At 68.2% G+C, this 12,944-nt stretch carries 9 protein-coding genes and 1 pseudogene; 8 read left to right on the plus strand and 2 right to left on the minus strand.

Features of this window, described 5'->3' with window-relative positions; all coding sequences use genetic code 11:
• Window positions 1-6: 6 nt before the first annotated feature.
• The gene (locus tag FXN61_RS07650) at window positions 7-1,608 is read left to right on the plus strand and encodes a 5-guanidino-2-oxopentanoate decarboxylase (RefSeq protein WP_167971604.1); all 1,602 of its coding nucleotides are present in this window, start codon (window positions 7-9) and stop codon (window positions 1,606-1,608) included.
• 211 nt (window positions 1,609-1,819) lie between these two features.
• On the opposite strand, the gene FXN61_RS07655 is transcribed toward FXN61_RS07650, so the two are convergent.
• The gene (locus tag FXN61_RS07655) at window positions 1,820-2,041 is read right to left on the minus strand and encodes a hypothetical protein (protein ID WP_167971607.1); all 222 of its coding nucleotides are present in this window, start codon (window positions 2,039-2,041) and stop codon (window positions 1,820-1,822) included.
• A 222-nt stretch (window positions 2,042-2,263) separates the two neighbouring features.
• Between FXN61_RS07655 and FXN61_RS07660 the strand changes: the two genes are divergently transcribed.
• The 4 genes and pseudogenes from FXN61_RS07660 to rho all read left to right on the plus strand — a co-directional run.
• The gene (locus FXN61_RS07660; protein ID WP_167971609.1) at window positions 2,264-3,982 is read left to right on the plus strand and encodes an NACHT domain-containing protein; all 1,719 of its coding nucleotides are present in this window, start codon (window positions 2,264-2,266) and stop codon (window positions 3,980-3,982) included.
• A 40-nt stretch (window positions 3,983-4,022) separates the two neighbouring features.
• Window positions 4,023-6,683, plus strand: coding sequence for a hypothetical protein (locus tag FXN61_RS07665; RefSeq protein WP_167971611.1), 2,661 nt, complete (start codon window positions 4,023-4,025; stop codon window positions 6,681-6,683).
• Between the two features lie 30 nt (window positions 6,684-6,713).
• Window positions 6,714-7,274 carry a DUF4360 domain-containing protein gene (locus tag FXN61_RS07670; protein ID WP_167971613.1) on the plus strand — a complete coding sequence of 187 codons (561 nt, stop codon included), beginning with the start codon at window positions 6,714-6,716 and terminating at the stop codon, window positions 7,272-7,274.
• 259 nt (window positions 7,275-7,533) lie between these two features.
• Window positions 7,534-8,550, plus strand: a pseudogene (gene rho, locus FXN61_RS07675) (transcription termination factor Rho); the annotation flags it as partial.
• Here rho and FXN61_RS07680 read toward each other — a convergent pair.
• A complete protein-coding gene (locus tag FXN61_RS07680) occupies window positions 8,531-10,027 on the minus strand; it encodes an APC family permease (protein ID WP_223165337.1) in 1,497 nt (498 codons plus the stop codon). The pseudogene rho and the gene FXN61_RS07680 overlap by 20 nt on opposite strands.
• Before the next feature lie 91 nt (window positions 10,028-10,118).
• On the opposite strand from FXN61_RS07680, the gene FXN61_RS07685 reads away from it, so the two are divergent.
• From FXN61_RS07685 to FXN61_RS55155, 3 genes are all read left to right on the plus strand, one after another.
• Window positions 10,119-11,249, plus strand: coding sequence for a Glu/Leu/Phe/Val dehydrogenase dimerization domain-containing protein (locus tag FXN61_RS07685; RefSeq protein WP_188134792.1), 1,131 nt, complete (start codon window positions 10,119-10,121; stop codon window positions 11,247-11,249).
• A 148-nt stretch (window positions 11,250-11,397) separates the two neighbouring features.
• Window positions 11,398-11,976: a DUF1062 domain-containing protein gene (locus FXN61_RS07690; protein WP_167971619.1), complete on the plus strand. Its 579-nt coding sequence runs from the start codon at window positions 11,398-11,400 to the stop codon at window positions 11,974-11,976.
• A gap of 128 nt (window positions 11,977-12,104) precedes the next feature.
• Window positions 12,105-12,944, plus strand: an 840-nt coding sequence (locus FXN61_RS55155; protein ID WP_167971621.1) for a transposase, incomplete at its 3' end; no start/stop codon positions are given.

A 12,944-nucleotide genomic window follows, 5' to 3' on the forward strand; every position in this document is an offset into this window, starting at 1 on the left:
ATGAGCATGACCCCACCTCGCATCAGCGGGGGTGACGCGCTGGTGCGCGCCCTCGTCGCGCACGGCACCGAGCTGGTGTTCGGCATCCCCGGCACCCACAACCTCGGCATCTACCGCTACCTGGCCGAGCACGACGTCAAGCACGTCACACCCCGCCACGAGCAGGGCGCCGGTTTCGCGGCCGACGGCTACGCCCGCGTCACCGGCAAGCCAGGTGTCTGCCTCACCACGAGCGGCCCAGCAGTGCTGAACGCCATGACCGCCGTGACCCAGTCGTACTCCGACTCCGTGCCAGTACTTCTCATCTCCCCGGGAATGCCCTTGCGCCACCCAGGCCGCGGCAACGGCACCCTGCACGAGGTGAGGCACCAGAGCGTCGCGCTCGAAGCCGTCATCGGCTACTCGAACCGCGTGCAGAGCGTCGCCGAAATCCCGCTCGCCGTCGCACAAGCCTTCGCGCACATGACATCCGGCCGTCCCCGCCCTGCCCACCTCGAGATCCCGCTGGACCTCATCGACACCGTCGAAAAGGCCAGCGAGGTGCCTCCCGTCCTGGTGGCCCACCCACCGGCCGACGCCGTCACGATCGCCGCGGCCGTGGGCCGGCTGAACGCGGCGGTGCGGCCAGGTCTGATCATCGGCGGCGGCGCCAAGGGTGCCGCAGAAGAGATCACCGCCCTGGCCGAACGCCTGGGCGCCCCGGTCGTCGCCACCGCCAACGGCAAGGGCACCTTCTCCGAACGCCACCAGCTCTCCATCGGCGCGGGCCTGCACCACAAGGCGGTGGCGGAGTTCGTGGCCGAGTGCGACGTCGTGATCGCCATCGGCACCGAACTGGCCTCCACCGACCTGTGGAACGGCCCGCTCAAGTTCCCCGGCGATCTCATCCGCATCGACGTCGACCCGGCCCAGATGATCACCAACGCCCTCCCGGACTACCGCCTGGTCGGCGACGCCCAGGCCACCGTCACGGCCCTGAACCAACGTCTGGGCAACGCCAAAACCAGCGAGGACGCCACAAAACGCGCCGAGCGTTGGCAAAAACTCTTCCGCAAACACGCCCGCGCCCAGGGCGCACCCTGGCTCCCGCTCGTCGAGGCGATGCAGGAAGTCCTGGCCCCAGGCGCGATCATCGCCGGCGACAGCGCAATGGCCTGCTACTACGGCACTTTGTCCAACCTGCCCCTCGAAGGCCCGGCAAGCTTCCTGTACCCCACCGGCTTCGGCACCCTCGGCTACGGCCTCCCCGCGGCGATCGGCGCCAAGATGGGCGCTCCCGACCGCCAGGTCGTGGCCCTGCACGGCGATGGTGGCGTGATGTTCACCCTCCCGGAGCTCGCCACCGCGGCCCAGGAACGCTTGGCGCTGCCGGTGATCATCTGCGACAACGGCGGCTACGGCGAGATCCGCCGCGAGATGGTCGACCGCAGCGAACCCGTGCACGGCGTGAACCTGCCGGGCGTCGACTTCGTCAAGGTCGCCAAGGGTCTCAACTGCCACGGCCTCACCGTGGACGACGAGGACAAGTTCGCCATCGCGCTGCGCAAGGCCTTCACCGCCGACCGCCCCACGGTGATCCACGTGATGGGCGACCTGGCAGGCGCATAAGTCCTTGATTTGACACGAAATGTACCGCGGTGACATGAGATCATCCCCCGATGGCGGAGGATGACCTCGAGTTCAGCATCCAAGCCCGCGGCTGGGCGTCGGTCACGATCCTGCCCTCCGAGGTCAAAGACCTGCTGTGGGCTCAGGAACAGGCCGCGGACCTCCTGCCGTATCAGCTCCCGGGCGCCCGCCGGCCGTCGCTCGGCACGGTCTACGTGCGCCAGGACGTCGGCAGCGGCCTCGACGAGGCTCCGCCGGACCAGCCGCCCACACCGAAGCTCGACGAACACGGGCAGCTGGTCGAGGCTCCCACCGCACCCGCTGTCGTCAGGGTGGCGGTGCGGCCGCCCTCGAAACCGATGCGCTCGGTGCTCGACAACGACGACCACCTGGTGATCACCGGAGGCCCCGGCCAGGGCAAGTCGACCCTCACGCTCCGCCTCACCGCCGAGATCGTCGCCGCGTGGTCAGCACGCGAGGACGATGCCGCCCCCATCGCGGAACCCGTGCTGCCCCTGCGCATTCCGGCCAGGGTCCTGGCCGCCCATCTCGGCCGGTCGATCTCCCAGACGCTCGCCGACAGCGCCTCCGCGGAGTACGGCCGCTACCTGAGCGGACCACTCGACCCGTCCCTCTTCGCCCGCCGGGTGTCCGGTTGCCGCTGGCTGCTGCTGATCGACGACTGGACGAGGTGGCGGACAGCGACGCCCGCGCGGAGATCGTGCACACCCTGGCCGCCTGGTCGGCGAAGGACGCCTACCGCGTCCTCCTCACCACCCGACCTGCCGAAGGCGGCGTCCTCGCACCTCTGCAGCGCGCCGGCGCCGTTCGCTACGAGCTCCTGCCTTTCGACGAGAAAGCCCTGCGACGGTTTGCCGCGCACTGGTTCGAGGACGACGACCAGACCCGCACGTTCCTCCGCCAGATCCGCGACGCCCACCTGTTCGAACTGGTCGCCGTGCCGCTGCTGGCCACCATCGCCGCGATCGTCTTCGAACAGCACGGCGACCGCCCTCTGCCCGGCAACCAGTTCCAGCTCTACGAGTCCTATCTCGCGTTCATCAGGTCGTCTCGCTCCACACCTGTTGCGTTCGAACACCACTGCACCGCACTGGTCGAACACCTCGGCCGCACGCGGCTCCGCTCCGACGTCCCCCTGACCACGGCCATCCGCGACTGGGCGCACTGCAACGAAGACGCGGGCACGCAAGAAGAACTCATCGCACACCTCACGGCGGCAGGCCCGTTCGTCCCGCGCGGCGGCGACCTGACGTTCCTCCACCACAGCTTCGCGGAGCACGTCGCGGCGACGGCCGAGGCCCGTGACCTGCCAGCGGAGTTCGATCCGCAGAACCCGTCGATCGCCGAGTTCCTGCACCGGGCGCGACCGCTGGTGGAGGGCCGGTTCGCACGGGCGGTGCTCCTGCACTACACCCACCTGCACCCCGAACAGGCCGACGAACTGCTGCGGTGGCTGCACAACGGAACCTCCGAGCAGCACCTCCTCGCCGCCCGACTCCTCGGCAGGCACCTGCCCGCGAGCGAGTCTCTGGTCGACGAGTTCCTGACCACCGTGCGCGGCTGGGCGATGACCACCCAGTACCGCGCAGGCGTCATCCTGGCCAGGGCGAGCCGCGCCACCCACCACCCCGGCCTCGCGGACTGGCTCCTCGATCTGCTCCGAGACGACGAGGCGCCGTGGGAGTCGCGCGCGGAGGCCGCGACAGCGCTGGCACTGAGGCTGCGCGATCCCCGTGCGGACGAGGCGATCGTGTTCCTCCGTGCCGGTGTGGAGAACACAGCGGCACCGGCGGAACACCGGCTGATCGCAGCGGAAGCGTTGGCAGACAGCGGCTCCTCCGAACGGGACGCGGCCGAACGCGGCCTGCGCTCGGTCCTCGACGACCCGCTCGCGTTCGGGGCGGACTGTCGCAACGCCGCCGTCGTTCTGTCCGCGTTCGGTGGCCAGGCACGTGAGTACGCGGTCGCCGCACTTCAGCGCATCATGTCCGATGTGGACACACCGGTGCCCGACCTGGTCGAGGCGACGGGCGGACTGGCCGAGATCGGCGTCGAGTTCCACGACAGGTGTGCGGAGGTCTTCCTGTCCGTGCTGCGCGACCGGGCGCACAGCATGGAGGGCAGACGCGACGCCGCGGTCGGTCTTGCGTCGCTCGGTGGTGCGCAGCAGGCCGCGGAAGCTCTCACGGCGTTGGCCACCGACCACCGGATTCTGGTGGGCCTGCGGAGCGCGGCCGCGATGGCGCTGGGGTCGCTCGGCCCACGTCGACCGGGCTGCGGCGGCCCAGCTGCTGCTGGCACAGATCGACGCAGGCCCGGAGGCGCGGCGGCAGCACCCGCCTGCGCTCAGTGAGCTCTGTTCCCGGGAGGTCGGCGTCGAGCATCTGCGCAGGGTGCTCGCCGATCCGGGCGCGACATGGGGTTACGTCATCGCCGCGGCGAGCGCGCTCGCCCGGCTGGGGCCGGCTTTCCACGATGAGGCCGCCGGGCACCTCAAGCGCGTCCTCGATCACTGCTCCAGGTCGCGCTACGACTTCGTTTCGTCGCTGCGGGAACTGACGAACCTGGGCGAGCCGTATCGCGGCGACGCGATCACGCTGATGCGCCGAGCTCTCGTCGACCTGTGCGTGGTTCCGGCACAACGGAGGGCCATCGCGGGGGAACTGATCAGATGCGCCCCTGAGTACCATGCGGAGGCCGCCGATGAGCTCCTGCTCATCATCAGGAGTGAGCGGGATCCCGAGGTCGTGGCCGCGGCGTGGTCGCGTCTGAACGATCTCGGCCCAGGGCTGAGTGAGCGCGCGCAGACGGAACTGCTCACGCTGGCCCGCGCCGACGACGTGAACGCTCAGCTCTCCAATCTGGGGCCGGTGTTCAGATCGGCGAGCACGGGGAATCGCCGTGCCGCGGCGGAGATTCTCGTCGCCGCGCTCAACGACGGCCGGCGGTCCCTGCGCCGGCGACTGCAGGCGGCGCTAGGGCTGACCTCGTTGGGACGGGCCTTCCACCGTCAGGCGGTGGACGGTGTGCTGGTGCTCGTCCGCACCGGTCTGATCCTCGACATCAACTACGTGGCGAGGATGTTCGCCTCTGCCGGGCACGGCGTGCGATCCGCCCTCGCTCAGGCGTTCCTGGAGGTTCTGAGCGAGGCGGACCCTGATCCGTTTCTCTCGTTGCCGGTGATGGAAGGGTTGGACGTTCTCGGCGAGGACGTGCCGGTGGAGTCCATGCGCAGACTCGTCTTCGACCTGTCGTACGACCTCGACGAGCGGGCACGTGTCGCCGTGATGCTGGCGAAGGCGGACAGCGCGTATCTCGCCGTCGCGACGAGCCTGACGTTCCGCGCGGCTGGTGAGATCGCGCTGGAGTCGTGGCGGGGCCTCGTCGCGGAACTCGCCGGGCTGGGCGTTGACGTACGGGTGCCGTTGCGGAGCGTCGTCGCCGATCGTGACAGATCGCTCCACGAGTCGATGGCCGCGGCCTGCCTGCTGGGCGCCGAAGGGGTTCCGTTGCTGCGCAAGCAGGCCGCGCACCCGTACGCGGACTTCAACTCAAGGTCACGCGCTTACCGAGCACTGGTCGAGGGCGCGGATCCGACGGTGCTGGGCGCGGCGGTCGCCGCGCACCTGGAGGCGCTGCGCGATCCCGGCCTGCCGATGTCCGTCAGGTGTGACGCCGCGACCGCGCTCGTGGAACTGGATCGGACGTTCGAGCCCGCTGTGATCGAAGTGCTGTGGCGGTGGGCGGAGAGTGCCCACGCTGGTGTCGGCGAGCGGGTATCGGCGGTGGAAGCTTTGGCCACGGTGGACAGTCCGGTGTCGCCTCGGCTCGCCAGGCTGATCATCGGGACGGCGCGCGATCCAGAAGCGACGGACGAGCTGTCCGCCAGGCTTGCCCGCACGCTGCCGCGTGCGCACCGGACGGAACTGGAACGCTTCCTCCTGCTCGACCAGTCGGTCGAGGTTGTGCACCGCATACCGCGGGCCGATGTGTGGGACGACATCCCGTTGCGTGCGGAGGCGGAGGACGCCATCCGCGAGCTTCTCGTGGCACCCGAGTCCTCCGCGGCTGATCGCCGGGACGCCGCGACGATGCTCTCCCGGATGTCCGTGCGGAAGGACCCCGAAGCGGTTGCGTTGTTGCTCGCGGATGGGAGTGAGGCAGCTCTGGTCAACGCGGCGAGGCATGGCGCGTGGCAACTCGTGCACGACCGGGCTCGTGAGGTCGTCCTGGACGAGGCCCGCCCGTTGCGCGAACGTCGACAGGCGGCCCTGTTGATCGGAAGGATTTCCGACGAGCCGTCGGTGCGGGACTTCCTGCTGGCGGACCGGGACGCGCCGTGGCGGGTGCGGGTGGACGAGCTCCGGTACGCCGGAGCCTTCGACGAGCTCCGCGCGATCCGTGACGACCCCGCCCGGCCGCCCTTCCAGCGCAGCCGAGCGGTCAACGTGCTCCTCATGCTCTCGTTGGACGATCGACAGGCCTGCGCGCGTGTCCTCGGCGCGATCGCGGCCGATCAGGCGTGCCCACCGGCGTTGCGGTGGCGGGCAGCCCGCGATCTCACGGAGCTGGGTGTCGCCGGCCGATCCGAGGGCGTGCGGTTGCTCGAGGCGATGGCGCGCGACAGCGACCTGCCGGTCGGTACGAGGGCCGATGCGGCGGCGGCTGTGTGCGTGGCACGTCCCACCAGGCGGCAGGAAATGCGCACCGTTCTGCGCGGGCTTCTCCCGATTTCCACCCCGCTGCAACGAGTGCGCGTGCTGCACCACATCAGTGACTGGTGGCGGGACGAAGGCCTTCCCGGGTTGCACGACATGGCGGCCGACGTCGACCTCGGGCCGGTGGTGCGGCTGCGGGCCGCGGAAAGCATCGTCGAGTTGCGCCGTTACCACAGTGGCATCAGTGCTGGCGTGGCCCGCGAACTGGCGACCGATGCCGCGGTACCGCGGCACCTACGCGTTGGCGCCGCGATGTGCCTCGCCATGTGGAGCACCGAGTGCCGCGAGGAGGCGCGCGCGTTGCTGCGCCATTTGCGTGATTGCGGGACCCGATAGGTTCTCCCACAGCGATGTGAGGAGGCCTCGATGTTGGCTGTGGTGGCACTGCTGGCCGCACTCGTCCCGCCTCCCGGCCCCGTCACCATCGACGTGGTCAGCGTCAGCGGCACGGGCTGCCCGAAAGGCACGACGACCGTCGCGATGTCCCAGGACAACGAGGCGTTCACGGTGACCTACAGCGACTTCCTGGTGCAGGCCAAGGGCAGCGAGGCCAAGAAGAGCTGCACGATCGCGCTCAGGCTCAACCACGCGGCCGGGTACACGTACGGCATCGCGGCGACGGACTTCCGCGGGTTCGCGCACCTGACCGAAGGCGCGAAAGGTGTCGTGCGCAACGACTACCGCTTCCCGGGGTTCCCCACGCGGCACAGCATGCACACGTATCAGGGGCCGATGAGTGACAACTGGCACGTCACCGACACGCCGGGCGGGGTCGCGCATGGGCCCTGCAAGGACCGCAAGCCGCTGACCATCGAGGCCGAGCTGAAGGTCAACGGCAAGGGCAACACCAGCTTCATGAGCATGGACTCGACCGATTCGAGCGTGAGCACGACGTTCCGGCTGTCCTGGAAGAAGTGCGCGGAATAACAAGCGCGCGGCTGACGTTCTCTGCTATAGTTCGCCTGTAACCGGCGGTGCGCACCCAGCGCACGTAAGTTCCGATCAGCTGCTGGACGATCCCGAATCCGCAGCCAAGACCCCAGCTTCTCACGCTGGCGGACCCACATTCAGATGCATCCGAAAGCGCATCTGCAGCGCTCTCCTCCTGCACGAGCACGCCTTGTGCGCGGGGTCGACGAAGCGCATCTCAAGCAACCCTCCTGAAAGGACAGACCCGATGCACATCGGTGTACTAGACATACGCAACAACAAGGCTTTCCTCGTTGACGGGCCGCAGGTGCCGCAGAACCTCGTGAGGCAACACGACCTGCGCCGCGGCGACCAGATCAGCGGCGAAGCCGAGAACGACAAGCTCATCAGCGTTGACACCGTCAACGGGCGCAAGCCGCACAAAAGGCCCAGGTTCGAGGACCTGACGCCGCTCTATCCCAACGAGCGCCTCCGTCTGGAGCACGACCCGGACGAGCTCACCACCCGCACGATCGACCTGGTCATGCCGGTCGGCAAGGGGCAGCGGGCGCTCATCGTGGCGCCGCCCAAGGCCGGCAAGACGATCGTGCTGCAGCAGATCGCGCAGGCGATCGCCAAGAACAACCCGGAAGTCCACCTGATCGTCGCGCTCGTCGGCGAACGGCCGGAGGAGGTCACGGACCTCACCAGCACCATTCCCGGCGAGATGTTCGCCTCCACGTTCGACGAGCATCCCCGCAACCACATCGCGGCAGCGGAACTGGCCGTGCAACGGGCCAAGCGGCTCGTCGAGGACGGTCAGGACGTCGTTGTCCTGCTCGACTCGCTCACGCGCCTGGGCCGTGCCTACAACCTCGCCGCACCGAACGGTGGCCGCATCCTGAGCGGTGGCGTCGACTCGACGGCCCTCACTCCGCCGAAGCAGTTCCTCGGCGCCGCAAGGAACATCGAGGAAGGCGGCAGCCTCACGATCTTCGCCACCGCGCTCGTCGAGACCGGGTCGCTGGCCGACACTGTGATCTTCGAGGAGCTCAAGAGCACGGGCAACGCCGAGCTGAAGCTCGACCGCAAGGCCGCGCAGAAGCGGATCTACCCCGCGGTCGACCTCCACCAGTCCAGCACCCGCAAGGCGGAACTGCTGGTCTCCCCGCAGGAACTCGCGATCACCGACGCGATGCGCCGGGCCATGGCGGACCGTGAGATTGACGTGCTTCTCGAAGGGCTGCGCAGGACCCGGAGCAACGCGGAGTTCCTCATCCAGATGTCGAAATGAAGTCCCGCCGCACGTCGCGATCCCGTGCACGCGTAGGCGCACCCAGCGCGTAGAACAAGAAGCCGATGCCGATCACGATCAGCAACGGCACCACCTGCGACAACGTGTACTGCGCCCGCTCGCCCTCGAAAGCGGAAGGCAGGTCCAGCGGCCAGATCAGCACGACCACGGTGAACGCCACCAGGCCCGTCGTCAGAACTGTTGTCAGCACGGCGAAAGGTGCGCGGAACGGGCGTGCGACGTGAGGCAGCCGGCGGCGCAGCACCAGCATCGACGGGAACGTCAGCAGGTAGCTGATGAACGTCGTCGAAATCACCAGGGCGAGCCCGGCGGTGAAGTACTTTTCGGAGTTGCCGCCCGTGAGGCTCAACGCCGTCACCAGAACGACGGAAGCCAGCAGTCCGGAAAGGACGTTCACGCGCACGGGGGTGCCGTGACGAGAGGACAACCGGCCCAGGTACGCGGGACCGGCACCATCGGCACAGGCCACCGCCTGCGCCCGGTGCGCGCCGATCGCCCACGAGACGCCCGAAGTCAGCACGCCGATGATCAGCCCGGCGGCGCACACACTTCCCAGAACCGCACCCGCACCGGTCAAGGTGACGGTCCCGTCAGCGGACACCGATCCGCCGTAGACGGTCAGCACCTGCTTGGCGGCGTCGATGAACCCGCCAAGGCCCTGGATCTGAGACGCCGGAACGACCAGCAGGATCCCGAGAATCGGCCCGCCGTACAACAAGAACGCCGCGAAGCCCGCACGCAGGATCGCGAACGGCACGGTGCGCTGCGGATCGGTCATCTCCTCGGTGGCGGTCGAGGGCAGCTCGAAGCCGACGTAGTTGAAGATCAGCACCGGCACCAACGCGACGAAACCCGCCCAGGTGGGCACGAAGTCCCCACCGGACAACGGTTGTACGCCGTTCTTCACCGCGTACACCACGACAGACAGGGTGAAGAACCCCAGCAACACGATCCGGGCGAACGCGCCCGCGATGGGCACCCACTTGCCGATCCGCAACGACGCCGCGACCGCGAGCACACCGGCCCAGATGAACGCGAGCCCCGCGATGTGCTTGCCCACCATGCCCAACGGCAAGAAGAACGTCTCGAACGTGGTCACGGCGATGATCGCCAGCGTGCCACCCATCCACAGCGGGTTGGACAGCCAGTACAGGACCTGGTTCACGCCGGCAGCCATCCGCCCGAACGCGAGCTTGGTCCACACGTAGGGCCCGCCCTCGACCGGGAACGCCGTGCCGAGCTCGGTGGTCAGGAACCCGTACGGCAGGAAGAACACCACCGCCAGGATCACCATCCAGACGAGGCCCTGGGGCCCGTTGGCGGCGACGCTGCCGATCGTGTCCAGGCCGACGAGGGTGCAGAGCAGGTAGAACGTCACGTCCACCCTGCGGAGTGACTTTCGCAGGTGGGTGCGTTCGCTGAGCCAGTTGCCGCTGAGAGGCTGTACCTCGCTCACGGGCCCTCCAGATGGTTAACTGAGTCGTCAGTCAGTTATTTGGCCGGACCATGTGACCGCGGTCATACGCTGAAGTCAAGGGGTGTGTTCCATGAGTTATCTCCAGGTCACCTGGACCGACCCGGCAACACAAGCGCGCGGTTACCTCGTCATCGACCGGCTCGTGCGCGGGGTGAGCAGCGGGGGCCTGCGGATGCGCGCGGGCTGCACGCTCGACGAGGTGCGCGGGCTGGCCGAGGGGATGACCGCCAAGGAGGCACTCAACTACGACCCCGAGGCGTCCTACGTGCCGCTCGGGGGCGCGAAGGGCGGCATCGACTTCGACCCGTACGACCCCAGGGCGAAAGAAGTCCTCACGGCCTACCTGTTCGCCATGTCGCCGTACATCGAACGCTTCTGGACGATGGGGGAGGACCTCGGGCTGCGGCAGTCCACCATCGACGAGGTCATCGAGAAGATCGGGCTGCAGTCCTCGATCCAGGCCGTGTACCCGTTGCTGGACGACGAGCAGAAGGCTCGCCGGCGCCTCGCGGACGCCTTCGACGTCACGGTCGACGGTGTCAGCCTGGACGAGCTGGTCGGCGGCTACGGCGTCGCCGAGGCCGCGCTGGCCGGCATCGAACGGCTGAATCTCCGCAAGCCCACGGCGATGATCCAGGGCTTCGGCTCGATGGGCGGCGCCACGGCCCGCTACCTCGCCCAGGCCGGCGTCAAGATCGTCGGACTCGCTGATGTCCACGGTGTGGTAGCCAACCCTGATGGCCTCGACGTGGAAACCCTTTTGCTGTCCCGGGATTCGCACGGCGGCATCGACCGCTCGAAGCTTCGTGAAACCGACGTCCAGCTCGACCGCGACAAGTGGCTCGACGTCGAGGCGGACGTGCTCGTCCCGGCCGCCACGAGCTACGCCATCAACGAGGACAACGCGCACCGGGTCAAGGCCAGGCTGATCGTCGAGGCCGCCAACATGCCGGTCACGAAGGAAGCCGAGGAGCGGATCAACGCGCTGATCATCCCGGACGTGGTCGCGAACTCCGCCACGAACTCCTGGTGGTGGTGGACGCTGTTCGGCGACATCGAGGCCACCGCGGAGTCCGCGTTCGCGAAGATCAGCACGAACATGCGCAGGCTCGTCGCGAAGATCGTCGACGCCCCCTCGCCGCGGCAGGCCGCCGCCCAGATCGCGGCCGACGCGGTGCAGGAGATCGCGCAGAGGTTCTGAAGCCCCGGAAATTGCGTTGCGTGCCAACCCCGCCGTTGGCCATTGTGACGGCCATGTGGTCCTGACCCGGTGAGCAGCTGACCCGCACCCGTGTGGACGGTGCGGGTTTTTCCGTACGCCACTGACTCCTGGGGAATCACCGAATCACATGAGCTCTATTCGTCATGCCGAAAACAAGTCGCTGTGGGTCGTCCGCGAGCTCGGACTGCCCGCCATCGTCAAAACCTGCGTCTCGTGCAGGTTCACGCGTCACCACTCGACCGGGAAGATCCGGGTGAACGCCAACGGAAAGCTCCTCGACGTCTGGCTGCTGATCGGGTGCGAGCGGTGCGACCGCACGTCGAAGATCCCGGTCCACGAACGCGTTCACGTGCAGGCGCTCGATCACGAGCGGCTGGTGATGTTCGAGAACAACGACCCGGCGATCGTGCGCGAACTGGTCCACGCACAGCGCCGGCTCGACTGGACCGGTACGTGGGAGCTGGAGACCGACATGCCGTTCTACGACATCGAAAGTGATCCGCACCCTCTCGAAGTCATCGTCAGGTTCGAGCTCCCGGCGCCGATCCGGGTCGAGAAGCTGCTGATGGCCGGGTTCGGTCTGAGCCGGTCCGCCGTGAAACGCTCGACCGATTCCGGCCGGATCCGTCTGCCCATGGCCGTCGACGCGAGGGCTCGCGAGGACTTCACCTTTCAGCGAAGCTATCGCAGGAACCCCGGCCGTTAGGGCAGGGAGGAATGCGTTCTGCGGTTCCGCGGCGCCCTGGCGCAGCGAGGAAAGGTACGCCCGCTGGGAGGTGATGTTGCCCGGACCCAGGCGCCTGTCTCGAACACGCGTTCGGTACGGTCGCTCGGGTGAAGCTCGTCGTGCAGGTGAAGCTGCTGCCGACCGCCGAGCAGGCGGCGGCGTTGCGGTCGACTCTGCGCGCGTGCAACGACGCCGCCGATGAGGTGTCGCGGGTGGCGTATGAGACCGGCGTGTTTCGTGAGTACGCGCTGCGCAAACCCACCTACGCCGCGTTGAAGGCGCGGGGTTTGGGTGCGCAGGCCGCCCAGCACGTGATCAAGAAGGTCGCGGACGCGTACACGACGCTGCACGCGACCATCCGCAACGGCAACCTCGGTCCCGCGGGCGGCAAGCGGCGGGTGAAGGCCGAGTCGAAACCGATCGGGTTCCGGCTTGATGCCGCGCAGCCGTTCGATGACCGCTGCTTGTCGTGGCAGCACGACGCGGGCACGGTGTCGATCTGGACCGTTGCGGGCCGGGTGAAGAACCTGCGGTTCACGGGCTCGCCGGATCAGCTCACGACCCTGCGCGCGCATCGGCAGGGCGAGTCGGACCTGCTGCACAGGGACGGCATGTGGTTCCTGGTCGCCACCTGCGATGTTGAGGAGAAGGCCGAGTTCGACCCGGTCGACTGGATCGGCGTCGACCGGGGCATCGCGAACCTGGCGACCACGAGCGACCTGGACAACTTCCAGGGGCGTCGCCTGCGGCGCTATCGGCGCTGGCATGCCCGCAAACGTGCCGAGCTGCAGGCCAAGCGCACCAAGTCCGCGACTCGCCGGTTGAAACGTCGCGCGAAGCGAGAGGCACGGCACGCGACACACGTGAACCATCGGATCGCCAAGCAGATTGTGGCTGTTGCCGAACGCACCGGCCGCGGTATCGCCCTGGAAGACCTGGCGGTATCC

The organism is Lentzea indica (assembly GCF_012184385.1).
Classification (GTDB): domain Bacteria; phylum Actinomycetota; class Actinomycetes; order Mycobacteriales; family Pseudonocardiaceae; genus Lentzea; species Lentzea indica.